The sequence below is a fragment of the Klebsiella sp. K4 genome (genome assembly GCF_014596785.2).
GTDB lineage: Bacteria > Pseudomonadota > Gammaproteobacteria > Enterobacterales > Enterobacteriaceae > Klebsiella > Klebsiella pneumoniae.
In genome coordinates, this window is the sequence record NZ_CP115021.1 from 4,035,732 (window position 1) to 4,058,626 (window position 22,895).

The 22,895-nt window shown below is 56.8% G+C and carries 24 protein-coding genes and 1 other annotated feature; of the genes, 11 read left to right on the forward strand and 13 right to left on the reverse strand.

Annotated features, from left to right (window positions below; translation table 11 throughout):
• Positions 1–96: 96 nt before the first annotated feature.
• From recR to IB144_RS20035, 5 genes are all read right to left on the reverse strand, one after another.
• Positions 97–702, reverse strand: a complete 606-nt coding sequence (gene recR, locus IB144_RS20015) for a recombination mediator RecR (RefSeq protein WP_002892177.1) — start codon at positions 700–702, stop codon at positions 97–99.
• The gene (locus tag IB144_RS20020) at positions 702–1,034 is read right to left on the reverse strand and encodes a YbaB/EbfC family nucleoid-associated protein (RefSeq protein ID WP_002892173.1); all 333 of its coding nucleotides are present in this window, start codon (positions 1,032–1,034) and stop codon (positions 702–704) included. The genes recR and IB144_RS20020 overlap by 1 nt, the downstream gene beginning before the upstream one ends.
• A gap of 57 nt (positions 1,035–1,091) precedes the next feature.
• Positions 1,092–2,999, reverse strand: coding sequence for a DNA polymerase III subunit gamma/tau (dnaX, locus tag IB144_RS20025; protein ID WP_040215201.1), 1,908 nt, complete (start codon positions 2,997–2,999; stop codon positions 1,092–1,094).
• Positions 1,695–1,759: a sequence feature (DnaX frameshifting element), on the reverse strand. Its footprint overlaps the gene before it by 65 nt.
• Before the next feature lie 92 nt (positions 3,000–3,091).
• Positions 3,092–3,643 (reverse strand): adenine phosphoribosyltransferase, encoded by a 552-nt coding sequence (gene apt / locus IB144_RS20030; protein WP_002892145.1) that lies wholly within the window; start codon positions 3,641–3,643, stop codon positions 3,092–3,094.
• Positions 3,644–3,793: 150 nt separating this feature from the next.
• A complete protein-coding gene (locus IB144_RS20035) occupies positions 3,794–4,171 on the reverse strand; it encodes a DUF454 family protein (protein ID WP_002892144.1) in 378 nt (125 codons plus the stop codon).
• 69 nt (positions 4,172–4,240) lie between these two features.
• Between IB144_RS20035 and priC the strand changes: the two genes are divergently transcribed.
• From priC to IB144_RS20050, 3 genes are all read left to right on the forward strand, one after another.
• Positions 4,241–4,768, forward strand: coding sequence for a primosomal replication protein N'' (gene priC / locus IB144_RS20040; RefSeq protein WP_002892142.1), 528 nt, complete (start codon positions 4,241–4,243; stop codon positions 4,766–4,768).
• A 12-nt stretch (positions 4,769–4,780) separates the two neighbouring features.
• The gene (gene rsmS / locus IB144_RS20045; RefSeq protein WP_002892136.1) at positions 4,781–4,954 is read left to right on the forward strand and encodes a pleiotropic regulatory protein RsmS; all 174 of its coding nucleotides are present in this window, start codon (positions 4,781–4,783) and stop codon (positions 4,952–4,954) included.
• 67 nt (positions 4,955–5,021) lie between these two features.
• Positions 5,022–5,933, forward strand: a complete 912-nt coding sequence (locus IB144_RS20050) for an Rpn family recombination-promoting nuclease/putative transposase (protein WP_040215199.1) — start codon at positions 5,022–5,024, stop codon at positions 5,931–5,933.
• Positions 5,934–5,968: 35 nt separating this feature from the next.
• On the opposite strand, the gene mscK is transcribed toward IB144_RS20050, so the two are convergent.
• Positions 5,969–9,316: a mechanosensitive channel MscK gene (gene mscK / locus IB144_RS20055; protein WP_004177234.1), complete on the reverse strand. Its 3,348-nt coding sequence runs from the start codon at positions 9,314–9,316 to the stop codon at positions 5,969–5,971.
• Positions 9,317–9,445: 129 nt separating this feature from the next.
• The gene (gene acrR, locus IB144_RS20060) at positions 9,446–10,096 is read right to left on the reverse strand and encodes a multidrug efflux transporter transcriptional repressor AcrR (protein ID WP_002892080.1); all 651 of its coding nucleotides are present in this window, start codon (positions 10,094–10,096) and stop codon (positions 9,446–9,448) included.
• A gap of 142 nt (positions 10,097–10,238) precedes the next feature.
• On the opposite strand from acrR, the gene acrA reads away from it, so the two are divergent.
• From acrA to maa, 5 genes are all read left to right on the forward strand, one after another.
• Positions 10,239–11,432: a multidrug efflux RND transporter periplasmic adaptor subunit AcrA gene (gene acrA, locus IB144_RS20065; RefSeq protein WP_004177236.1), complete on the forward strand. Its 1,194-nt coding sequence runs from the start codon at positions 10,239–10,241 to the stop codon at positions 11,430–11,432.
• A 22-nt stretch (positions 11,433–11,454) separates the two neighbouring features.
• A complete protein-coding gene (acrB, locus tag IB144_RS20070; RefSeq protein ID WP_002892069.1) occupies positions 11,455–14,601 on the forward strand; it encodes a multidrug efflux RND transporter permease subunit AcrB in 3,147 nt (1,048 codons plus the stop codon).
• 485 nt (positions 14,602–15,086) lie between these two features.
• Entirely contained in the window at positions 15,087–15,461 is a 375-nt protein-coding gene (tomB, locus tag IB144_RS20075; RefSeq protein ID WP_002892066.1) for an Hha toxicity modulator TomB, read from the forward strand.
• A gap of 26 nt (positions 15,462–15,487) precedes the next feature.
• Positions 15,488–15,706 (forward strand): HHA domain-containing protein, encoded by a 219-nt coding sequence (locus tag IB144_RS20080; protein WP_002892050.1) that lies wholly within the window; start codon positions 15,488–15,490, stop codon positions 15,704–15,706.
• Between the two features lie 158 nt (positions 15,707–15,864).
• Positions 15,865–16,431, forward strand: a complete 567-nt coding sequence (gene maa, locus IB144_RS20085) for a maltose O-acetyltransferase (RefSeq protein ID WP_065888843.1) — start codon at positions 15,865–15,867, stop codon at positions 16,429–16,431.
• Here maa and IB144_RS20090 read toward each other — a convergent pair.
• Positions 16,403–16,543 (reverse strand): hypothetical protein, encoded by a 141-nt coding sequence (locus tag IB144_RS20090; protein WP_032409038.1) that lies wholly within the window; start codon positions 16,541–16,543, stop codon positions 16,403–16,405. The genes maa and IB144_RS20090 overlap by 29 nt on opposite strands.
• Positions 16,544–16,563: 20 nt before the next feature.
• Between IB144_RS20090 and IB144_RS20095 the strand changes: the two genes are divergently transcribed.
• Complete coding sequence (locus IB144_RS20095) at positions 16,564–17,034, forward strand: YlaC family protein (protein ID WP_002892026.1); 471 nt, start codon at positions 16,564–16,566, stop codon at positions 17,032–17,034.
• On the opposite strand, the gene IB144_RS20100 is transcribed toward IB144_RS20095, so the two are convergent.
• Positions 17,009–18,460, reverse strand: a complete 1,452-nt coding sequence (locus IB144_RS20100; protein WP_065888842.1) for a PLP-dependent aminotransferase family protein — start codon at positions 18,458–18,460, stop codon at positions 17,009–17,011. The genes IB144_RS20095 and IB144_RS20100 overlap by 26 nt on opposite strands.
• A gap of 100 nt (positions 18,461–18,560) precedes the next feature.
• On the opposite strand from IB144_RS20100, the gene IB144_RS20105 reads away from it, so the two are divergent.
• The gene (locus tag IB144_RS20105; protein ID WP_002892021.1) at positions 18,561–19,259 is read left to right on the forward strand and encodes a GNAT family protein; all 699 of its coding nucleotides are present in this window, start codon (positions 18,561–18,563) and stop codon (positions 19,257–19,259) included.
• On the opposite strand, the gene ykgO is transcribed toward IB144_RS20105, so the two are convergent.
• From ykgO to IB144_RS20120, 3 genes are all read right to left on the reverse strand, one after another.
• Entirely contained in the window at positions 19,256–19,396 is a 141-nt protein-coding gene (gene ykgO / locus IB144_RS20110) for a type B 50S ribosomal protein L36 (protein ID WP_002892018.1), read from the reverse strand. The genes IB144_RS20105 and ykgO overlap by 4 nt on opposite strands.
• Positions 19,396–19,659: a type B 50S ribosomal protein L31 gene (locus IB144_RS20115; RefSeq protein WP_002892011.1), complete on the reverse strand. Its 264-nt coding sequence runs from the start codon at positions 19,657–19,659 to the stop codon at positions 19,396–19,398. Before IB144_RS20115 ends, ykgO begins: the two co-directional genes overlap by 1 nt.
• A gap of 115 nt (positions 19,660–19,774) precedes the next feature.
• Entirely contained in the window at positions 19,775–20,845 is a 1,071-nt protein-coding gene (locus tag IB144_RS20120) for a LacI family DNA-binding transcriptional regulator (RefSeq protein ID WP_002892007.1), read from the reverse strand.
• Between the two features lie 270 nt (positions 20,846–21,115).
• Between IB144_RS20120 and IB144_RS20125 the strand changes: the two genes are divergently transcribed.
• Positions 21,116–22,387, forward strand: coding sequence for a maltoporin (locus tag IB144_RS20125; protein ID WP_004177240.1), 1,272 nt, complete (start codon positions 21,116–21,118; stop codon positions 22,385–22,387).
• A 136-nt stretch (positions 22,388–22,523) separates the two neighbouring features.
• Here the strand turns inward: IB144_RS20125 and IB144_RS20130 are convergent, their stop codons facing one another.
• A complete protein-coding gene (locus IB144_RS20130) occupies positions 22,524–22,838 on the reverse strand; it encodes a glucose PTS transporter subunit EIIB (protein ID WP_002892003.1) in 315 nt (104 codons plus the stop codon).
• Between the last annotated feature and the right edge of the window lie 57 nt (positions 22,839–22,895).

Here is a 22,895-nt window from a genome sequence, read left to right on the forward strand (position 1 = left end):
CAATGCCATTTTAAATGGGTAAAAAACCGTTGAGTGGGAGATGGGGACAGCGGGGAAATTTTTCAAGCGGAGGCGGCGAAGGCCGCCTCCATTTGTTCAGAAAGTAATCTTGTGGCGACCGGCCAGGGAGTGGGACAGCGTGGTGCCGTCGACCATCTCCAGCTCGCCGCCCACCGGCACGCCGTGGGCGATTCGGCTGGCGTCGACGCCATACTGCGCGCACAGCTCTGCGATGTAGTTGGCCGTCGCCTCGCCCTCAACGGTCGGGTTGGTGGCGAGGATCACCTCGGTGATCGACTCCGCCTCCAGCCGTTGCTCCAGGCGATCGAGCCCGATGTCATCAGGCCCGATGCCGTCGAGCGGCGACAGGTGCCCCATCAGCACGAAGTAGCGGCCGGAATACTGCCCGGTCTGCTCAATGGCATAGATGTCCGCCGGACTCTCTACCACACAGATCTGGCCGTTTTCCTGGCGACGCGGGTTGCTGCAGATATTGCACACCTCCTGCTCGGTGAAGGTGCGGCAATCGGCGCAGTGGCCGATCTCCGACATCGCACGCGTCAGCGCCTGCGCCAGGCGCATCCCGCCGCTGCGATCGCGCTGCAGCAGGGTAAACGCCATGCGCTGCGCTGACTTCGGGCCGACGCCCGGCAGACAGCGCAGCGCTTCCATAAGCTGAGTTAACAGCGGGCTGGTTTGCATCAGAACGGCATCTTGAAGCCTGGCGGCAGTTGCATACCGGCAGAAACGGAAGCCATCTTCTCTTTCTGGGTCTCTTCGATACGGCGCGCGGCGTCGTTGAACGCGGCAGCCACCAGATCTTCGAGCATCTCTTTGTCGTCTTCCAGCAGGCTTGGGTCGATCTCCACACGGCGGCAGTTGTGCGCGCCGTTAATGGTCACTTTCACCAGACCCGCGCCGGATTCGCCGGTTACTTCCAGCTGAGCGATCTCTTCCTGCATCTTCTGCATTTTCTCTTGCATCTGCTGGGCCTGCTTCATCAGGTTACCCAGGCCGCCTTTTCCACCAAACATAGGCTTCTCTCTCAGTCAGTCATCGTTAAAGGTACTGAATGCCAGTCAGACTGGCATTCAAATGGGGCGAATACTCTCTTCATCCAGATCGGCGTCGAAGAAACGACGCAGGGTCTGAATGTTATTATCCGCGATAATGGCTTCGCGCGCCTGCGCGAGCTTCTCTTCATAAATAGCCTGCCGCCACTCCAGCGGCGTACGCATCGCGGGATTATCGTCTTCCACGATGGTCAATTCAACCGGCGTACCGTACAACACCCCCAGCGCTTCAGCCAGCTTTTGCTGCGCGCTGGCGGAATTGAGGTGGCGCTGGCTGGGACGCAGATGCAGACAGACGCGGCTGCCCTCCTGCTCTTTCCACGCGTTGAGCGCCACCTGCTCGACCAGCTTCGGTACCGCCAGCTGGCTCACTTCCGCCGCCCAGCTGTCGCGCTCGACCGCTTCTTCGGCGAGCTTGGCCGCCAGCTCCGGCGTCTTCTCATGCTCCAGCGCCTTTTTCAGCGCTTTGGGCGTGGCGACTTCGACTTTGGTCTCTTCCACCACCGTCGTCGCCTTCCAGCGATAGGCCTCTTTCTTCGCCGGGGCCTGCTCCAGCGCGGCCGCGGCCGGACGAGCCTGGACGCGCTCGGTAATCGAACTCAGTCGCTCCAGCGCAGCGTTATTCACCGGCCGCGCGCGGGAAGCGGCTGCCGGTTCACTCTTTTTTGGGGTGGTTGCTCCCTGGCTGCGCTGCAGGTGGCTGCGGGCCGCCAGCACCTGGCTGGTGGTCGGCGGCAAACTCTGCGGCGACTGTGGCGACGGCGCGGCGGGGGCAACCGGCTGACGCGGCGCGGGCGCGGCGGCCTGTGCCGGCTGCGCCTCCGGCTCCGGCAGCGGCTTACGCGGATGAAACGCCAGGGCACGCAGCAGCGTCATTTCGACGCCCATCCGCCGGTCCGGGGCGTAAGGCAGCTCTTTGCGGCCAATCAGCAGCGTTTGGTAGTAGAGCTGAACGTCGCCGGGCGGTACGGTTCGCGCCAGTTCGCGCATCCGCACTTCGACCGCGGCCATGTCGGCGCCCAGCGCCGAAGGCGACAGCTGAACCATGGCGATGCGGTGCAGCAGGCTCTGCATCTCGACCAGCAGCGCCTCCCACTCGACGCCGCGTGCGGCGGCGTCATTGACGCCCGCCATGACCCGCTCGCCGTCGGCAGCAACCAGCGCTTCAATCAGCGACAGCGCCTGATCGTCATCAAGGGTGCCGAGCATGGTGCTCACCGATGCGGCCGTCAGCTGCCCTTCCCCACTGGCAATCGCCTGATCGGTCAGGCTTAAGGCATCGCGCAGGCTGCCATCGGCCGCCCGCGACAACAGCTGCAGCGCGCGGGGCTCAAAGGCAATCTGCTCTTCGCCAAGAATATGCTCCAGCTGATGGCGGATCTGTTCAACGTCCAGCGCCTTCAGGTGGAACTGCAGGCAGCGGGATAAGATCGTTACCGGCAGCTTCTGCGGATCCGTCGTCGCCAGCAGGAATTTGACGTGCGCCGGCGGCTCCTCCAGCGTTTTTAACAACGCGTTGAAGCTGTGACGCGACAGCATATGGACTTCGTCGATGAGATAGACCTTAAAGCGGCCGCGGGCCGGCGCGTACTGGACGTTGTCCAGCAGATCGCGGGTATCTTCGACTTTGGTTCGCGAGGCGGCGTCAATCTCAATCAGATCGACAAAGCGCCCCTGTTCAATTTCCCGGCAGTTATCGCACACGCCGCAGGGGGTGGCGGTGATGCCGGTTTCACAGTTTAACCCTTTCGCCAGCAGACGGGCGATGGAGGTCTTCCCGACCCCGCGGGTACCGGAAAAAAGATAAGCGTGATGAATGCGCCCTAACGACAAGCCGTTCGCCAGTGCGGTCAGCACATGTTCCTGGCCGACGACGTCAGCAAAGGTTTGTGGGCGCCATTTACGGGCTAAGACCTGATAACTCATGGGCTGGCTCTGAAACGCTGGAAGGTGAAATCACGAAGGGGTCATGCTATCACAGCCCCGCCCGATCGGCGAGGCTATGTGGAGGGATTTGCTTAGTGGCCCGGGAACGGCACCAGACTGTAGCAGTGGATCCCCAGCTTCTCCAGGCGCTGTTCGCCGCCCAGATCGAAGAGATTGATAATGAAAGCGGCATCGTGCACTTCGCCGCCGAGTCGGCGGATCAGTTTGACCGTGGCGTCGATAGTGCCGCCGGTCGCCAGCAGATCGTCAACCACCAGCACTTTATCGCCCGGTTTAATGGCGTCAACGTGGATCTCCAGCTGATCGGTGCCATACTCCAGCTCATAGGTCTCGGCGATGGTTTCACGCGGCAACTTACGCGGCTTGCGTACCGGAACAAAGCCCACGCCCAGCGCCAGCGCGACCGGGGCGCCGAACAGGAAGCCACGCGCCTCAGTCCCTACCACTTTGGTAATACCCGCGTCTTTGTAGCGCTCGGTCAGCAGTTCAATGCTAAGCGCGTAGGCCTTCGGGTCTTCCAGTAAGCTGGTGACATCGCGGAAAAGAATGCCAGGTTTTGGATAATCCTCGATACTCTGGATGCTGTTCTTCAGATATTCAAGCTGCTGTGCAGTTGCGGTCATAAGTGTATGCCTGATTGAAACGGTATTACCCACGGGCGTGCAAAAGGGGCCAAAGAAACATTTGTTTAACCTTTGACCAGGCTTGCCCGCGCTCGAAAACGCCAGAATTTACTGGCTGTCGGCAACAATTGCAACAGGCATTATTGCGCATCAGTGCTTTTGTTGCTTTGCGTCAACCACCGGAATGCGCCACATAAAGATCAGCAGACAGGCCAGAATGACCAACAGCATGATGCGCACCCACGTAAGCTTAACCAGCCATAGCGAAATAGCAAAAGTCACCACGATCATCGCAATGGCGCGCGGTTTAGCGCCGCGAGGCATGGCGCGGTACTGTTGCCAGTGGCGAAGATAGCCGCCAAACCAGGAGCGATACAGCAGCCACTGGTGAAAGCGCGGCGATGAGCGGGCAAAGCACCAGGCGGCGAGCAGAATAAACGGCGTCGTCGGCAGCAACGGTAAGAAGACGCCCAGCGTACCCAGCGCTACCGCCAGCCAGCCGATAATGGTTAAAATAACAGGTGGCATAATGCGAATCGTTATCAAACAGATGAGGCTACTGTAGCACAGTTGGCTGACGGAAAATGGAGGGGGTTGGTGAAAACTGCTCAACTTTTACAAACGCTGAACGACCAGCTGAGTGAGCTGGCCGCGCTGGTGGCGCCGCTGGCGGAGCACGCGACCCTCAGCCCGCGCTTTGACCGCCAGCTCTTCCACACCCGCAGCACGCTGATGCAGGCCTATCTGGCGGAAGCCCAACACAACTTTAACCAGCTCCGCCAGGCCGTCGAGCGCCAGCAGCTGCCGCAGGTGGTCTGGATTGCCGAGCGTCTGGCGGCACAAATCGCCGCGCTGCGCCGTGAAACCGCCACCTGGTCCTTGCGCAGTTGGGACCACGCGTCGCCAACGTTGAGCCGCTGGCAGCGCCGTCGCCTGCAGCATCAGGAGTATGAGCGCCGCCTGCTGGCGATGCGCGACCAACGCCAGCGTCAGCTGGCGCAGGCGACCAGCCTTGACGAGCAGCAGCGGCTGGGGAAAGAAGTTGAAGCCTACAGCGGCCGGTTGGCGCGCTGCCGACAGGCGCTGGACAAGATTGAAAACGTACTGGCGCGGCTGACGCGCTAACAGGAGAGCCCGATGTCGCTGGAAAATGCATCCGATGAGGTCAAACTGGCCGTCGATTTAATCATGTTGCTGGAATCGCATCAGATCCCGGCGCAAACCGTGCTGAGCGCGCTGGAAATTGTCCGGCGGGATTATGCAAACAAGTTAAAAAACGCGGAAAGCGGGTCGCAAAACCCAGAGAAGTAGGATGTTGTCTCCGGCAGTGTGCTGGCAGTCTGGTCCTCTGCGCATGACGCCACTGGAGACAATATTGATGGAAAAAGTCAGTCAAACCCCACACGACGCGGTGTTTCGCCAGATGCTCATGCATCAGGCGGTCGCGAAGGATTTTTTGCAGTTGTACCTCCCCGCGCCGTTTCTGGCGATCTGCGAACTGGATTCGCTGCAGCTGGTCTCCGGTAGCTTTGTTGAAGAGGACCTGCGCGCCAGCTATTCCGATATCCTTTACTCACTGCGCACGCGTCATGGACCGGGCTATGTGTACGCGCTGATTGAGCACCAGAGTACCCCGGACAAGCTGATGGCGTTTCGCCTGCTGCGCTATGCGCTGGCCGCCATGCAGCGTCATCTGGACGCCGGCCACGACACGCTGCCGCTGGTGGTGCCGATTCTGTTTTATCACGGCAAAGTGAGCCCCTGGCCCTGGGCCCGCAACTGGCAACAGCTATTCGCCGATCCGGCGCTGGCGAAGGCGCTCTATAGCAATGATTTTCCGCTGGTGGACCTCACCGTAATGCCAGATAATCAGATCGCCCGTCATCGGCGGATGGCCATGCTGGAGCTGCTGCAAAAGCATATCCGCCATCGCGATCTGGCCGAGCTGCAGGTGCCGCTGATTGCGCTGATGACGCAAGGCTATCTGACAGAAGCGCAGCTGAATACGCTGCTGCGCTATATGTTGCAGGCGGGAACTACGGAACATCCGGGGGCGCTGATCCGCACGCTGGCGGCGCAGTCGCCCAGGCATAAGGAGCTGATTATGACCATTGCCGAATGGCTGGAAGAGAAAGGCCGTAAACAGGGACAGCAAGAGGGTGAGCAGGAAGGTCGAGAAGCCGCCACTCGCAGCATCGCCGCCAGAATGCTGGCGCGCGGCCTCGAACGTCAAACCGTGCAGGAGCTCACCGGGCTGAGCGATGAAGAACTCGCCGCGCTGGCGCCCTGATACAGCAGGGGCGGCTTTGCGCCGCCCCTCTTCGATCAGGACGCGGTGGTGGGCGCCAGATCGTCGCCTTTCCCGTCCCGTTTCACTTCGGTGACTTCATCGCCTTTTTCATTGCGCAGATGAACTTCCAGCTGGTTAAAGGCAATGTTGATGTCATTCTCCCGGCACAGGCGGTCGATGGCGCGGTTGAGTTCATCCACCGTGTAGCTGCGATCGCGCAGTTCTCGAACATACAGACGCAGTTCATGATCCAGGGTACTGGCCCCGAAGGTGGTGAAGAAAACCGCTGGCGCCGGCTCCTGCATCACTTTCGGATGATCGTGCGCGGCCTTCAGCAGCACCTCTTTCACCTTATCCAGGTCTGAGCCATAGGCGACGCCGAGGCGGATCACCACCCGGGTCACGGTGTCGGAGAGCGACCAGTTGATCAAGCGCTCGGTAACGAACGCCTTGTTCGGGATAATCACCTCTTTGCGATCGAAATCGGTGATGGTGGTGGCGCGAATACGGATTTTGCTTACCGTCCCCGAGAAGGTTCCGATAGTGACCGTATCCCCAATGCGCACCGGACGTTCGAACAGAATGATTAGGCCGGAGACAAAGTTACCGAAGATCTCCTGCAGACCAAAACCTAAACCAACCGACAGCGCGGCCGCCAGCCATTGCAGTTTATCCCAGGAGACACCCAGCGCCCCGAATACCGTCATCGCCCCGATAGCGATAATCGCATAGTTGAGAATGGTGGTGATGGCGTAGGAGGTCCCCTGACGCATGTTGAGCCGCGACAGCACCAGCACCTCCAGCAAACCCGGCAGGTTGCGGATCAGCGCCCAGGCGACCATTGACGCCACAATGGCGAACAACAAACTGCCCATCGTCACGCTGCGTACCACGCTGGCCCCCGCCTCGGTACCGTTGTAGTGCCAGAGGGTAATGCTGTCGAGGTAGGCGAAAACGGTGATCAAATCAGACCAAATCGCCCAGAACATCACTGCGAACAGCGCGACCATCACCAACATGGTGATGCGCAGCGTCTGCTGGTTGACCTGCTCGAGAGCGATAGTTGGCTCTTCCTGCGGCTCGGCGCCTTCCGCCCCTTCCTTCACCAGATGTTGACGGCGCGCCAGCGCGCGGCGCCAGGCGATACGCCGCGCCGCCACGCTCAGGCCGCGCAGCACCGTCTGGTACAGCAGGTTCCAGATCATCACCAGATACACGGTCTCGATCCAGCGTCCCGCCAGACGCAGCGTCGTGTAGAAGTAGCCGGTTGCCGTCAGCACCATCAGGGCCACCGGAACGATAGACAACACCGTGATCGTCAGCAGACGCAGGCTGTGCGACTCTTTATCGCGCCAACTTTCCCGGCACATCGGCCAAACCAGCACCGCGATCAGCAGTAAGTTGAAGAAAATCACCAACTGCCCCAGCACGTCGTCCATCAGGTTCAGCGGCGACAGTTCGGAAATCACCGACCAGAAATTCAGCGGCAGCAGCGCCAGGCTGACGCGAACAATCTGCCGCCGCCAGTGGCTGGTCAACTGCGCCGGCATATTAAAGTGGTTGACCGCGACGCCGTTCTTTTCCAGCACTTTCCAGCACAGGCCAAACACCAGCCAGAACATAGCCAGCTTTTTACTGTACGCCCACAGCAGTCCGCTAATATTTAACTGCATGGTGAGTAAGATCAGACCGATAGCCAGAATCAACAGCACCACCGGTAAGGCGCGGATCAGATCGATCAGGATCGCCTTCGGCGTATGCAGCTGGGTATCGTTGCGCAGCTGTCCCACCTGGGAAGCAAGCTTTGCCTGATAATCCTTGAGCCACTGCAGACGCCAGCGGATGAGGCCGGCAATCAACAGCAGCGGTAAACCGGCCAGGAAAGCGACAAACACCGCAGGCCACGCTTTTTCCCAGTTCACGGTGATTTTCATCGCCTTAAACTGACCTTTCAGCGCCTCCGGGAAGGCCTTAATCCACTCCCAGTCCATCGGTTTATTGCTGTTCACCCAGAAAATTTGCTGGGTCAGAATTTCCTTCAGACTGCTCGAGACGCTCATCAGCTGCTGCTGGTTGATCTGCAGGTTGATGGCCATCATCAGCTGGTTGCCCAACTGTTTGTTGAACTGATCAAGCAGTTCGCGACGCATGTCGATCACTTCCAGTAGCGCGGCGTGGACTTCATCGTTCACTTCGCTGCTGTGCCCCTCCTCCAGTTTGGCGACAAAGGCATCGCTCTGGAACAGCGCGTCGCGCTGCTGGTTCACCTCAAACTGTTCAAGCCGCAGGTCGGCGATGCGGTTGGTCATATCCTGCAGCTCATCCGCCGACGGTAATGTCTGTTGCTGTTGGTAAAGAATACGCGACAGCAGCAGGCTCCCCCGCAGAACTGAAATTTGCTCTTTAATATCCCGTTCAGACTGCAGCGCGCGGTCGAGCCAGTTCTTGACCTGGATATTGCGCTGCACCAGCTGGTTACCGTTCTCTGTTGCCTGGATCAGCTTCTCGCTGAGCTGATGGTTAATATCCAGCTCCTGCTTGACCAGCGGGTTGGCCTGAATACGCGCCGTTTCGTCGGGGGTAACCGCCTCCTGGGCGGTTTTCTCGGTCAGGGTCAGCCGTTTGCTGTTCACGGCCTCCTGCAGCAGCTGTAGCTGATGCTCCAGCCGGTTGCTCCAGGCGGTGACGTAGTCACGCTGCTTCTGCAGGGTATCCTGCAGGATAGTGTTGCCTTCGAGGCTCTTGCGCTGTTGCTCGATCTGCGCGTTGAGCAATGCCTGTTGAGCCTGCAACAGCACCTGCTGGGTCGGGCGTAGGGTCTCGTCGCCCACCGAGGTGCCATTCAGACGATTGCGGATCTGCTGCAGCTGCTGGGAGGCGTTGAACATCGCATTTTGCACGCGTTCCGGCTGCGTTTGCAGGGAAACCAGTTGGCTGTTATAGGTCGCCAGATCGTTTTGCGCATTCTGCAGATCGTCCAGCGTCTGGGTGACGCGCGACTCCAGCTGACGCAGGGAGAGCGTACTTAGCGTTTTGCGCGTCGCGTCGTCGTTCGGGACATCGCTCAGGTTATTGAGGCTCTCCACCGCCTGGCGCAGCTTCGCCGGCGCCTGCTCGACCTGCTGTCGCAGCTGTGCCGTCTCGCTTTTGATACGCTCGATTTTATCCAGCGTTTCCAGCGTCTGAGTCAGATCCTGCTGGACCAGTTTGTCCTGCGGAGTCAGTTCTTTTTGCTTGTTTAACGTATTGAGCTGGCTCTGCACCTCTGCCCGATCGGGGAGATCCGCGGCGCGGCCCTGGACTGGGCTGAAAAGGCCAATAAAACAGAGCAGCGTGATAATAAAGATGAACGTGGCGCGTTGCCTGGAGATCGTGTGCAGCATAGTTAATATGAATGAATGCAAATGCCGGAGAATACCGGGGGTCGTCGCAAGCGCGCAGAATAGCACTTCTCAGCGCTGGCGAATAGCGGCGGACGGCGCTAAAAATTCACGCCCATCCGCGCGCTACCTTTAAGCTGACAAGCTCTCCGGGCCGCGTAGCGTCGGGCAGAATTGATACATCTCCAGCAGAATAGCGACGTAGTCCCGCGCTTCCGCATGCAGGTCGAACGAATCGGGGGCAAACAGCCAGTTTTCCATCAGCCCGGAAAGGTAGCTGCGCATTAACACGGCCGCCCGCCGGGTGAGTAAATTGGCGGGCAGCAGCTTCGCCGCGATGCACTCTTTCAAGGTCTGCTCGATACGCTCATAACTCGCCAGGGAGAGCTGCCGCTGGGCCTGCTGCACCACGGTCATTTCACCGACGAACTCACACTTATGATAGATAATCTCCATCATTAATCGTCGACGTTCTTCTGTCACTGTCGCTTCAAGAACATAGACTAGAATCTCCCTGATAACTGAGAGTGGATCGTTGGGGAATTTTGCCCGATACTCAATTTCGAGATCGCTAATACTGGCGTCTGACAGCTCCCAAATTTCGTTGAATAAATCTGATTTATTCTTGAAATGCCAGTAGATAGCCCCCCTCGTTACACCCGCAGCTTTTGCAATTGTTGCCAACGAGGTAGATGATACGCCTTGCTGCGAAAACAGACGCAGAGCAACATCCAGAATCAGTTGCCGGGTTTCACGTGCCTGTTGTTTGGTTTTTCGTGCCATAGGTTAATGACTTTACAGAGGTTACGTTTACATACATTTGTGAATGTATGTACCATAGCATGACCATAATAGAAAGACTGTAGTGGGTTTGTGGTTGTTTGAGCCACTGAACATTTTGAAATTGGACACTCGAGGTTTACATATGAACAAAAACAGAGGGTTAACGCCTCTGGCGGTCGTTCTGATGCTCTCAGGCAGCTTAGCGCTAACAGGATGTGACGATAAACCGGCTCAACAGGGAGCCCAGCACATGCCGGAAGTCGGTATTGTGACGCTCAAATCCGCACCTCTACAAATAACCACCGAACTGCCAGGCCGCACCAGCGCCTATCGCATTGCGGAAGTCCGTCCTCAGGTCAGTGGCATTATTTTAAAACGTAACTTCGTGGAAGGTAGCGATATCCAGGCCGGCGTCTCCCTGTATCAGATCGATCCAGCCACCTATCAGGCCAGCTATGACAGCGCCAAAGGCGACCTGGCAAAAGCCCAGGCGGCGGCAAACATGGATCAACTGACGGTCAAGCGTTATCAGAAACTGTTGGGCACCAAATATATTAGTCAACAAGACTACGATACCGCCGTTGCGACGGCGCAGCAGAGCAATGCGGCCGTGGTCGCGGCGAAAGCGGCCGTTGAAACCGCGCGCATCAATCTGGCCTACACCAAAGTCACCTCGCCGATCAGCGGCCGGATTGGTAAATCCGCCGTGACCGAAGGGGCGCTGGTACAGAATGGTCAAACGACCGCCCTGGCAACCGTTCAGCAGCTGGATCCGATCTATGTTGACGTCACCCAGTCGAGCAATGATTTCCTGCGCCTGAAGCAGGAGCTAGCCGACGGCCGCCTGAAACAGGAAAACGGCAAAGCGAAAGTGGAGCTGGTGACTAATGACGGTCTTAAGTATCCGCAGTCCGGCACGCTGGAATTCTCGGATGTCACTGTTGATCAGACCACCGGCTCAATCACGCTACGCGCTATTTTCCCGAACCCGGATCACACCCTGTTACCGGGGATGTTCGTCCGTGCCCGTCTGGAAGAAGGGATTAACCCTGACGCCCTGCTGGTACCGCAACAGGGTGTTACCCGTACGCCGCGCGGCGACGCCAGCGTCATGGTAGTGGGTGAAGGCGATAAAGTCGAAGTCCGCCAGGTCACTGCTTCTCAGGCGATCGGCGATAAATGGCTGGTCACTGACGGTCTGAAATCCGGCGATCGCGTTATCGTCACCGGCCTGCAAAAAATCAAACCAGGTGTGCAGGTAAAAGCGCAGGAAGTAGCTTCTGATGATAAACAGCAAGCCGCAGGCAACGCGCCATCAGAACAAACCAAGTCTTAACTTAAACAGGAGCCGTTAAGACATGCCTAATTTCTTTATCGATCGCCCCATATTTGCATGGGTGATCGCCATTATCATCATGCTGGCTGGGGGATTATCGATCCTCAAATTGCCGGTGGCGCAATATCCGACGATTGCGCCGCCAGCAATTTCCATTACCGCCATGTACCCCGGTGCTGACGCCGAAACGGTGCAGAACACCGTAACTCAGGTTATCGAACAGAATATGAACGGTATCGATCACCTGATGTACATGTCCTCAAATGGCGACTCCACCGGTACGGCAACCATTACGCTGACCTTCGAATCCGGTACCGATCCGGATATCGCCCAGGTTCAGGTTCAGAACAAGCTGGCGCTGGCGACGCCTCTGCTGCCGCAAGAAGTACAGCAGCAAGGGATTAGCGTTGAGAAAGCGTCCAGCAGCTTCCTGATGGTTGTCGGCGTCATTAACACCAACGGCACCATGAACCAGGACGATATTTCGGACTACGTGGCGGCCAACATGAAGGATCCGATTAGCCGTACCAGCGGCGTCGGCGACGTTCAGCTATTCGGTTCCCAGTATGCGATGCGTATCTGGATGGATCCAAACAAACTGAACAACTTCCAGCTTACGCCGGTGGATGTGATCAGCGCCCTGAAAGCGCAGAACGCCCAGGTGGCCGCGGGCCAGTTAGGCGGTACGCCGCCGGTGAAAGGCCAGCAGCTTAACGCCTCGATCATCGCGCAGACGCGTCTGACCAATACGGAAGAGTTTGGCAACATCCTGCTGAAGGTGAACCAGGACGGTTCCCAGGTTCGTCTGCGTGATGTCGCCAAAATTGAGCTGGGCGGCGAAAGCTATGACGTAGTGGCGAAGTTTAACGGCCAGCCGGCATCCGGTCTGGGTATTAAACTGGCTACCGGCGCGAACGCGCTGGATACCGCCAACGCTATTCGCGCTGAACTGGCGAAGATGGAGCCGTTTTTCCCGTCGGGGATGAAGATCGTTTACCCGTATGACACCACCCCGTTCGTGAAAATTTCTATTCACGAAGTGGTTAAAACGCTGGTGGAAGCGATCATCCTGGTGTTCCTGGTCATGTATCTGTTCCTGCAGAACTTCCGCGCCACCCTGATCCCCACCATCGCGGTACCGGTGGTCCTGTTAGGCACCTTCGCGGTGCTGGCGGCGTTTGGCTTCTCGATAAACACCCTGACGATGTTCGGGATGGTGCTCGCCATCGGCCTGTTGGTGGATGACGCCATCGTGGTGGTAGAGAACGTCGAGCGCGTGATGGCGGAAGAGGGTCTGCCGCCGAAAGAAGCGACGCGTAAATCGATGGGACAGATTCAGGGCGCGCTGGTTGGTATCGCTATGGTGCTGTCGGCGGTATTTATCCCGATGGCGTTCTTCGGCGGCTCAACCGGGGCCATCTATCGCCAGTTCTCCATCACTATCGTTTCCGCGATGGCGCTGTCGGTACTGGTGGCGTTAATCCTGACGCCGGCGCTGTGCGCCACGATGCTGAAACCCATTCAGAAAGGCAGCCATGGCGCGACCACCGGCTTCTTCGGCTGGTTTAACCGCATGTTTGATAAGAGCACGCACCATTACACCGACAGCGTAGGCAACATTCTGCGCAGCACCGGTCGTTATCTGGTGCTGTATCTGATTATCGTGGTGGGTATGGCATGGCTGTTCGTCCGTCTGCCGAGCTCGTTCCTGCCGGACGAGGATCAGGGTGTATTCCTGAGTATGGCGCAGCTGCCTGCCGGCGCCACCCAGGAGCGTACGCAGAAAGTACTGGATGAGATGACGAATTACTATCTCACCAAAGAGAAGGACAACGTGGAATCCGTGTTTGCGGTTAACGGCTTCGGTTTCGCCGGCCGCGGCCAGAACACCGGTATCGCGTTCGTTTCGCTGAAAGACTGGAGCCAGCGTCCGGGTGAGGAAAACAAAGTTGAAGCGATCACCGCGAGAGCAATGGGCTACTTCTCGCAGATTAAAGATGCGATGGTCTTCGCCTTTAACCTGCCGGCTATCGTTGAACTGGGTACCGCGACCGGCTTTGACTTCGAGCTGATTGACCAGGGCGGTCTCGGCCACGAAAAACTGACCCAGGCGCGTAACCAACTGTTTGGCATGGTGGCGCAGCATCCTGACGTGCTGACCGGCGTGCGCCCTAACGGTCTGGAAGATACACCGCAGTTTAAAATCGATATCGATCAGGAGAAAGCTCAGGCGCTGGGCGTCTCCATCAGCGACATTAACACCACGCTGGGCGCAGCCTGGGGCGGAAGCTATGTCAACGACTTTATCGACCGCGGCCGCGTGAAGAAAGTGTACATCATGTCCGAAGCGAAATACCGTATGCTGCCGGAAGATATCGGCAAGTGGTATGTTCGCGGCAGCGATGGTCAGATGGTGCCGTTCTCTGCTTTCTCGACCTCGCGTTGGGAATACGGTTCGCCGCGTCTGGAACGCTACAACGGTCTGCCGTCACTGGAAATCCTCGGTCAGGCCGCGCCAGGCAAGAGTACCGGTGAGGCGATGGCGCTGATGGAAGAGCTGGCGGGTAAACTGCCTTCCGGTATCGGCTACGACTGGACCGGGATGTCTTATCAGGAGCGACTGTCCGGCAACCAGGCCCCTGCCCTGTATGCCATCTCGCTGATTGTCGTCTTCCTGTGTCTGGCGGCGCTGTATGAGAGCTGGTCGATTCCGTTCTCGGTTATGCTGGTCGTCCCCTTGGGTGTGGTCGGTGCGCTGTTAGCCGCCACCTTCCGCGGGCTAACCAACGACGTTTACTTCCAGGTGGGTCTGCTGACCACCATCGGCCTGTCGGCGAAGAACGCAATATTGATCGTTGAATTCGCCAAAGACCTGATGGAGAAAGAGGGCAAAGGGCTGATTGAGGCGACGCTTGAAGCAGTACGTATGCGTCTACGTCCAATCCTGATGACATCTCTGGCGTTCATCCTCGGGGTAATGCCGCTAGTTATCAGCTCCGGCGCCGGCTCCGGTGCGCAGAACGCCGTCGGTACAGGCGTAATGGGCGGGATGGTGACCGCGACGATCCTGGCGATCTTCTTCGTGCCGGTGTTCTTTGTGGTGGTTCGTCGCCGCTTTAGCAAAAAATCGGAAGATATAGAGCACAGCCATCAGGTTGAGCATCATTAATCTTCACTCCTGAACAAAGGGCCGCTACCGCGGCCCTTTTTTATCACTGGCTGGCAAGGCACATATTGCCATTGTTTATTTTTCGTTCTGCATTTAATATATATTGATATGGCGCAGGCTATTTTTAGCAGCTTGTTCAACAACTCGGGATCGGCAAACACTCATTTACCAGGAATAATCTTACTATCATTATCCACGGGTCGGCGGTTTCTGAACGCGACAGCTGCCTGCCTTAAACCAATGATTCATAAGATTTCTCTATTTCTCCGGCTGTGGGCCAGCGCCTGCGAAATTAATTCGTCTATTTTTAAGATAATTTCTCTCTGATAATTGTAATTTTTCGTAATAGCACGATGAAATCTGTTGGAGAGTGGATTATAGTTAAATCAGCAGGATTACTCAGTTAGTGTCAGGTCAGTTAGTCGTGTTCATCCCACAACGGTGTTTGCTAGTCGTCGTTTAAACCACTCAAAAGGGGATGCGTTATGGACGAATACTCGCCAAAAAGACATGATATTGCACAGCTACGCTTTCTCTGCGAAACGCTGTATCATGACTGCCTTGCAAACCTGGAAGAGAGCAACCATGGCTGGGTCAACGACCCGACGTCGGCTGTCAATCTCCAGTTAAATGAATTGATCGAGCACATTGCCACATTCGCTCTTAATTATAAAATTAAGTATGCAGAGGATAATAAGCTGATCGCTCAGGTTGACGAATATCTGGACGACACTTTTACGTTGTTCAGTAACTACGGCATTAACTCTACGGATTTGCAAAAGTGGAAAAAATCCGGTAACCGACTATTTCGTTGCTTTGTCAACGCCAGCCGGGAAAACCCGGCCAGTCTATCGTGTTAGAATTATTACAATCAAAAGGTGGAATTATGTCTGATAAGCCATTAACTAAAACAGACTATTTGATGCGCTTACGTCGTTGCCAGACAATTGACACGCTGGAGCGCGTCATTGAAAAAAATAAATATGAACTGTCTGATAATGAGCTGGCGGTATTTTACTCAGCTGCCGACCATCGTCTGGCGGAACTGACCATGAATAAGCTATACGATAAAATCCCGACCTCTGTCTGGAAATTTATCCGCTAATTTACGCGTACTACGTGGTCTGCTGGCCGGACGGTACGGGTCAGCCGCCGCAGGGTATCTTTGTGATAGACATCACATCATTCAGCCAACAGCAACCCTGTAACCGGTTTCTTTTTTATACTGCTACGGCCATCAACAGTCAGGTATAAGGAAGACCCATGAGTGAAGAAAAACGCAAAATGATCGCCGGTGAGCTCTATTTATCTGGCGACCCAACGCTTCGCGCCGATCGCCTGCGCGCCAGACAGTTGTTGCACCGTTATAATCATTCCGCCCCGGATGACCAGGAACAACGTCAGCATATTCTGGCCGAGCTGTTCGCTCGCGCCGGCGATGCGTATATCGAGCCAAGCTTTCGCTGCGACTATGGTTATAATATTTTTCTCGGCGCCGGTTTTTACGCCAATTTTGACTGCGTGATGCTCGACGTCTGCCCTATCCATATTGGCGATAACTGTATGCTGGCGCCAGGCGTCCATATTTATACCGCCACTCATCCGCTGGACGCCGATGCGCGTAATAGCGGCCAGGAATACGGCAAGCCGGTAACTATTGGCCACAATGTGTGGATTGGGGGTCGGGCAGTGATCAATCCCGGCGTGACCATTGGCGATAATGCGGTCATTGCGTCCGGCGCGGTAGTCACCAAAGACGTACCTGCCTGTACCGTCGTCGGCGGCAACCCGGCGCATATCATTAAGCGCCTTCCGCCGACAAATCCGTAACTGTTATGCTTTTCTGTAACTGATCTGTTACTTTCTCCGCAGAATATTGCAACATAAAATAGCCTTCAGGCTGAGCCTGCCGCGCCTGGTCCGCCGGGCGCGGCAGGTTCATTGCAGAATTCGAGGACCAAGATGACAGAAATACAACGCCTGCTGATTCACACCATTGACGAACTCAACGTCCAGGAAAAACGCGATAATCGCCCGCGTTTTAGCATCAGTTTTATCCGCAACCATCCGGGACTGTTTGTTGCCATGTATGCCGCGTTTCTGGCGACGCTGGTGGTCATGCTGCGCTCTGAAACGCTGGTAGACTCGGTCTGGTTGCTGGTGGTGCTGTTCATTCTGTTCAACGCCTTTTTCTTCTTTGACGTCTATCCACGCTATCGCTACGAGGATATCGATGTCCTTGACTTTCGCGTGTGCTACAACGGGGAATGGTACAACACCCGCTTTGTCCCCCGGCAGCTGATCGACCGTATCCTGCAGTCGCCAGACGTCGATAGCGAGCAGAAGGCGCAGCTCAAAAAGATGGTCGCCACCAAAGGCGAGCTCTCCTTCTACGATGTCTTTACCCTCACGCGCGCCGGTGCTGCGCAATAAGGCGATTTAGGGTCCGCAGCGCCGGGAGATAGCGAGAAGCAGAGGTATTGCCATACCCAAGCACCAGTCCGCTCCGCGCTCGCTGCGGGTCGAGATAGAAATGACTTAACGCGGCGGGCGCCAGCTGAAACTGGCGCGCCTGCTGCGCAAGCGTCCGGTCATTAACGCCCTCCATCGCCACCGTCAGGTGCATCCCCCCTCCCCCGCCGAGAACGTCGCACGGCACGGTTATCTCTTGCGCCAGCGCCTCGCGCAGCTGTTGCTGACGTTTACGGTACAGGCGGCGCATCGCTGCCAGATGGCGCGCATAGTGTCTCTTCTCGATAAAGCTGGCCAGCGCCCGCTGTTCAGCACGGTGTCCCCCGCGCAGCAGCGCGCCAATGGCGTCCTGAGCAGCATCCGCCAGCGCGGGCGGCATAACCATAAAACCGATACGCAACGCCGGAAACAGCGTTTTGCTGAAGGTGCCGAGATAGACCACCGGGGCATCAGGCACCATTCCCAGCATCGCCGGGATCGGTTCTCCGCTATGGCGAAACTCGCTGTCGTAGTCATCCTCCACAATCCACGCCCCGTGCCGGCGGGCATATTCCACGAGCGCCAGACGGCGCCCGGCGCTCATGATGCTCCCACAGGGATACTGGTGTGAAGGAGAGGTGAAAATGAGCCGGGGCGGCTCCGCGACGCCGTTGGCAATACACATCCCTTCATCGTCGACAGCCATTCCTCTGACCCGCAGTCCCGCCCGCTGAAAGCCACTCCTCGCCCCCAGGTACCCCGGTTCTTCCAGCCACACGCTGTCGCCCGGGTTGGTCAGTAGCGAGGCGCATAAGTTGACTCCTTCCAGCGCGCCTTCGGTGATGACGATCTGCCGGATATCGCACCGGATGCCCCGGGAGAGCGCCAGATGACGAGCGATAGCCTCTCGCAGCAAAGGATCGCCCGCGGCTTCGCCATAACCCAGCAGCGCGCTACCATCTTCGCGTAGCACGTTATCCATCAGTCGCCGCCACAGCGGCAGCGGGAAATAGTTTACCGCCGGCATGCCTGGCGTAAATGCCAGCGTCGGTGAGTCGCGGCGCATCGCGGCTGGCAGCCTTTGCAGCCGCTCAGGCAGCACGACGGGCGGCATCTGACCCGCCTCCTGGCGGCAGGAGGCGAGTGGTGCCACCTGCGTTCCCTGACGGCTCCGTGTCAGGTCCCCCTCCAGCGCCAGCTGTTCCAGTGCGGCATTGACCGTATTCCGCGACAGGTGTAGCCGTTCGGCCATCACCCGCGATCCGGGTAAACGGCAGCGGGCCGTCAGGGTTCCCTGCAGGATAGCGTCACGTAAGGTGTGGTAAAGGGCGCGCTGTAAGGTTTCGACCGTGCGGTTCCGCATCCCCTGCGTCAACAGCGTAAAAAACCCCTCGTCCGGTATATTCATTTTGCCCCCTCGTGGCCCCATAAAAACATACTCTAATGGCACTTTTTATGGAACCAGCGAGCGCGTACGCTGCCTGTAAATCCCCAATAAGGAAACCGCAATGTGTGAATATAATCAGTTTGGCCAGGCGCTCGGCGTCGCGCTGCCTGACTGGCAGCCGCGCCCCTGGCCGACACGACAGGTATTACAGGGCAGCCGTTGTCGACTCGAACCGCTGACTCTTGCTCATGCCAGCGATCTGTTCGCCGCTCACCAGCTGGCGCCAGACGCCCGCAGCTGGACGTGGCTGCTGCGTGAACCTGAGAGCAACCTTGCAGAATTCAGTGCCTGGGTGGAGCAGGTCGCCACGCTGGCAGACCCGATTCATTTTGCCGTCGTTGACCAGCAGCGAGGGAAAGCGGTCGGCTCGCTGGCGTTAATGCGTATCGATATCGCTCACGGTGTGGTAGAGGTGGGGCATGTGCATTTTTCACCGTTACTGAGCCGAACGGCCATGGCCACCGAAGCGCACTGGCTGTTGATGCAGTATGTCTTTGATACGCTCGGCTATCGTCGCTATGAATGGAAATGCAACAGTCTTAATATCCCATCAGCCCGGGCGGCAAGGCGGCTGGGGTTTCAGTACGAAGGACGTTTTCGCCAGGCGCTGGTGAGTAAAGGACACAACCGGGACACGGACTGGTTTTCGGTGATAGACGGCGAATGGCCGGAGCTGGATAACGCCATGCGCCAATGGCTGGCCGCCGACAATTTTACCGCCGACGGCCAACAGCGCCGCTCGCTGGAGAGTTTCCGTTAACGGCGTTTTTTGCGCCCCTGCACCGCTTTGAAGCGGGGGTTGCTCTTACAGATAACGTACAGCCGCCCTTTGCGTTTAACCAGCTGGCAATCCGGGTGGCGCTGTTTAGCGCTACGTAATGAGTTGACGACCTGCATCATGCTTTCCTTTTCGCATCAATAAAGCCGCCGAAGCGCTGGCGGAATCGGGCTGCACTGCCTTCATTGGCGAAGGTTTTTTGTTTGCCCGTGTAGTACGGATGCGATTTCGAGGAGACGTCGATCGTCACATACGGAAAAGTTTCGCCATCGAGTTCAATCACGCGATCGGTGCGGATAGTTGAGCCGACTTTAAAATACTCATTCGCGCTGGTGTCGTGAAACACCACCGTACGATAGGGAGGATGGATATGGGCTTTCATGATGACCTCTTTATTACGTTATAACATAACAATAAGGTTACGCCGTGCTGTGACAAAGATCAACCCTGCTCAATTTAAGGGTAAGGTGATAAGGCGAGTTTCCCCGCCTTTGGCGTCAGGGTGCCAGACGGTGGGCGATGGCGCGGAGCTGTTCCGCAATGGCCTGCAGATCTTTTCCCTGCTCGATTCGGGCGCCGCTGGAATGGCGTATCACCAGGCGCGCCGGCAGAATGGATGAGGTATGAGGCGCCCCGCTGGTGCTGGCGAGGATCCGCCGCACCGCCTCTTTCCCCTGCAGGTCGAGGTCGAGCGACACGGTACTCAGCGCCGGATAGAAAAAGGAGCTTTCGTAAGTATCGTCATAGCCAATAACCGACTTCTCACCCGGCACCGCCACCTGATGCTGATGGAAGGCGCTGAGCACCCCCAGCGCCATCTGATCATTACCCACCAGCACAGCGCTGAAATTAGGCGTTTCGCGCAGCATCTGCAGCGCGCCGGCGTAGCCGCTCTGCGCATCCCAGTTGCCGTGCAGGACGGTCACCGGCTTCAGACCGTAACCATCCAGGGTCTCCAGCCAGCTTTTTAACCGGAGTTTGGCCGAGACTGAGCTGTCCGGCCCCGCCAGCAGGGCGATCTCCCTATGCCCCATCTCATAGAGATATTTGACGCTGGCCCGGGTGCCGTCCGCCGGGTTAAACGAAACGTTAAACACGGAACTGTAGGGATCAACGTCGAGAAACAGGCAGACGATATCATCGTTGTCAGCAGCGATTTTCTGCGCCTGTTCGGTCTCCAGCGGCACGTTGATAATGACTTTATCCACCCGCTGAGATTTCAGCTCATTGATGGAATCCTGGATACTTTGGTTGACGCTCTCATCGATCATCGAAATCAGAACCTGGTAACCTTCCAGATTGGCATAGCGTTTTACCGCCGCCGCCACCTGGGAAGGCGCATGCCAGGCCAGAGAAATAGTCACCAGCCCGACCGTCTGGCTCTCCTTCCCCACCAGCTGCTGCGCCAGCCGGTTTGGCACATAGCGTAAGGCCTCTATCGATTTCTCCACCTTGCGACGCGTCGCTTCGGATACATTAGCTGATTTGTTGAGTACCCTGGACACGGTCTGGTAAGAGACGCCCGCATGGCGTGCGACGTCTTCCAGAGTAGCGCTTTTAGACTTCATGGTCCGGTTCCTTATGTTGTTATCCCATGATTGTAACAGGGGCCATTTGAAAAAACGCTCACCGCCACCTCTCACTGCAAAACAATAGCGATAAAAGTATTACGTTCACAATACAACGAATTGTGAATCATCTCACCCATCGCAACAAAAACCACCGTGATTATTTGCAGTTAGTCACACAATAATCATATCTCATTTGCCTGAAGTTACATTTAGGCATTTTATGACACCAGTTATGTGAACGTAATACAAAACAATAAGAGGATAGAGATGAACACTACACTGCGCGCCCTTTCAGTCGCGTTAGCCGCTGCGCTAATCGCTCCTTCCGCGTTTGCGGCCACCGCCGCGATCCCAACGATCGATTTCCATGGCTATATGCGCGCCGGGGTTGGGGTCTCCGGCGACGGTAGCGAAGCGGAATGGCAAAAAAATAAGCTGGGCCGTTTGGGGAACGAGTCGGATACCTACGGCGAGCTGGAGCTGGGCTCTGAGGTCTATAAGAAAGATGACGTCAGCTTCTATCTCGACAGTATGGTCAGCATGGTCTCCGACGGCTCTAACGATAATGAAACCACGCTGAACGATGATGCACAGTTCGGCTTACGTCAGTTGAACCTGCAGATAAAGGGGCTGATCCCTGGCGATCCGAATGCGGTGATCTGGGGCGGTAAACGTTACTACCAGCGCCATGATCTGCATATCATCGATACCAAATACTGGAACATTTCCGGCTCCGGAGCCGGGGTGGAAAACTACACCCTCGGCCCGGGCGCCGTCTCGCTGGCCTGGATCCGCGGCGATGCCAACGATGTTGACTATCGCGTCGATGGCGACAGCAACGTCAATATCAACTATATCGATTTACGCTACGCGGGCTGGAAGCCATGGGCGGGCTCGTGGACCGAATTCGGTATCGACTACGCGATGCCAAACACCACCAAAAAACAGGATAGCTACGGCGGACTGTACGATGCTGACAACGGCGTCATGCTGACCGGTGAAATCAGTCAGGATATGCTGGGCGGCTATAACAAAACCGTGCTGCAGTACGCCAACAAAGGCCTGGCGCAGAACATGGTCTCCCAGGGCGGCGGCTGGTACGATATGTGGAACTACGTGAACGACGCCACCGGTTATCGCGTGATTAACACCGGCCTGATCCCGATTACTGAGAAGTTTTCTATCAACCACGTTCTGACCTGGGGCTCGGCGGATGACATTACCGACTATACCGACAAAACGCGGATGCTGTCGCTGGTCGCCCGCGGGCAGTACCAGTTCACCGACTACGTGCGCCTGATTGGCGAAGTCGGCGGTTTCTATCAGAAAGACAGCTACAACAATGGCACCAGCTACAAACAGGCCGGTGAGAAATACACCATTGCGTTGGGCCTGGCGGACGGGCCAGACTTTATGTCACGTCCGGAATTACGCATTTTTGCTTCATATTTGAATGATTCCGAAGATGGTAAACCGTTTGAAGACCAGACGGCGAATAATACCTGGAATTTCGGCGTGCAGGTTGAGGCCTGGTGGTAATTGCGCACGGCTAAGACTCATACGTTATTTTTATCTCCTGCTGTAAGACTGTTAATTATCTTCCGGTAAACTTTATTGCCACTGCTGTCTTTGTCTTATTTTCGGGATAACCTGCTTTCAGGTTATCCCGTTTTATTTATTTCCGGGCGGCAAAATGTTCATCCAGAAGCTGACGCAGCGCATCGGACTGTTTACCGAAAATAGCATGCACCTGCTGACCAAGAATAATAACCCCCAGCGCGCCCTGCTGCTGTAATGCTTCGGAGTCCACGGCCGCAAGATGGCGAACGCTAACCCGCAGACGGGTAATACAGGCGTCCACTTGCGTAATATTCGCTTCGCCACCAAAGGCCTGAATCAGCGCCTCGATTTGCTGTTTTTCCGCCTCGCTTAATGGCTGTGCCGGACGCGCTGGGGAGAAATAGTGCAGGAAGGATTTTAAACTCACCATAATAAACTCCAGGTTTAAGATAAAAAAAAGCCTGCTCGTCAGAGCAGGCGTGGAGAA

What these genes read in the sequence shown, in the direction of transcription:
- IB144_RS20020 (WP_002892173.1), bottom strand. Translation starts at nt 1,034, where the DNA reads ATGTTTGGTGGAAAAGGCGGCCTGGGTAACCTGATGAAGCAGGCCCAG.
- IB144_RS20050 (WP_040215199.1), top strand. Translation starts at nt 5,022, where the DNA reads ATGGAAAAAGTCAGTCAAACCCCACACGACGCGGTGTTTCGCCAGATG.
- ykgO (WP_002892018.1), bottom strand. Translation starts at nt 19,396, where the DNA reads ATGCAGGTCGTCAACTCATTACGTAGCGCTAAACAGCGCCACCCGGAT.
- acrB (WP_002892069.1), top strand. Translation starts at nt 11,455, where the DNA reads ATGCCTAATTTCTTTATCGATCGCCCCATATTTGCATGGGTGATCGCC.
- IB144_RS20130 (WP_002892003.1), bottom strand. Translation starts at nt 22,838, where the DNA reads ATGGTGAGTTTAAAATCCTTCCTGCACTATTTCTCCCCAGCGCGTCCG.
- IB144_RS20105 (WP_002892021.1), top strand. Translation starts at nt 18,561, where the DNA reads ATGTGTGAATATAATCAGTTTGGCCAGGCGCTCGGCGTCGCGCTGCCT.
- IB144_RS20035 (WP_002892144.1), bottom strand. Translation starts at nt 4,171, where the DNA reads ATGCCACCTGTTATTTTAACCATTATCGGCTGGCTGGCGGTAGCGCTG.
- IB144_RS20100 (WP_065888842.1), bottom strand. Translation starts at nt 18,460, where the DNA reads ATGAATATACCGGACGAGGGGTTTTTTACGCTGTTGACGCAGGGGATG.
- rsmS (WP_002892136.1), top strand. Translation starts at nt 4,781, where the DNA reads ATGTCGCTGGAAAATGCATCCGATGAGGTCAAACTGGCCGTCGATTTA.
- acrR (WP_002892080.1), bottom strand. Translation starts at nt 10,096, where the DNA reads ATGGCACGAAAAACCAAACAACAGGCACGTGAAACCCGGCAACTGATT.
- dnaX (WP_040215201.1), bottom strand. Translation starts at nt 2,999, where the DNA reads ATGAGTTATCAGGTCTTAGCCCGTAAATGGCGCCCACAAACCTTTGCT.
- tomB (WP_002892066.1), top strand. Translation starts at nt 15,087, where the DNA reads ATGGACGAATACTCGCCAAAAAGACATGATATTGCACAGCTACGCTTT.
- IB144_RS20095 (WP_002892026.1), top strand. Translation starts at nt 16,564, where the DNA reads ATGACAGAAATACAACGCCTGCTGATTCACACCATTGACGAACTCAAC.
- IB144_RS20080 (WP_002892050.1), top strand. Translation starts at nt 15,488, where the DNA reads ATGTCTGATAAGCCATTAACTAAAACAGACTATTTGATGCGCTTACGT.
- IB144_RS20090 (WP_032409038.1), bottom strand. Translation starts at nt 16,543, where the DNA reads ATGAACCTGCCGCGCCCGGCGGACCAGGCGCGGCAGGCTCAGCCTGAA.
- IB144_RS20120 (WP_002892007.1), bottom strand. Translation starts at nt 20,845, where the DNA reads ATGAAGTCTAAAAGCGCTACTCTGGAAGACGTCGCACGCCATGCGGGC.
- apt (WP_002892145.1), bottom strand. Translation starts at nt 3,643, where the DNA reads ATGACCGCAACTGCACAGCAGCTTGAATATCTGAAGAACAGCATCCAG.
- recR (WP_002892177.1), bottom strand. Translation starts at nt 702, where the DNA reads ATGCAAACCAGCCCGCTGTTAACTCAGCTTATGGAAGCGCTGCGCTGT.
- mscK (WP_004177234.1), bottom strand. Translation starts at nt 9,316, where the DNA reads ATGCTGCACACGATCTCCAGGCAACGCGCCACGTTCATCTTTATTATC.
- IB144_RS20115 (WP_002892011.1), bottom strand. Translation starts at nt 19,659, where the DNA reads ATGAAAGCCCATATCCATCCTCCCTATCGTACGGTGGTGTTTCACGAC.
- maa (WP_065888843.1), top strand. Translation starts at nt 15,865, where the DNA reads ATGAGTGAAGAAAAACGCAAAATGATCGCCGGTGAGCTCTATTTATCT.
- acrA (WP_004177236.1), top strand. Translation starts at nt 10,239, where the DNA reads ATGAACAAAAACAGAGGGTTAACGCCTCTGGCGGTCGTTCTGATGCTC.
- IB144_RS20125 (WP_004177240.1), top strand. Translation starts at nt 21,116, where the DNA reads ATGAACACTACACTGCGCGCCCTTTCAGTCGCGTTAGCCGCTGCGCTA.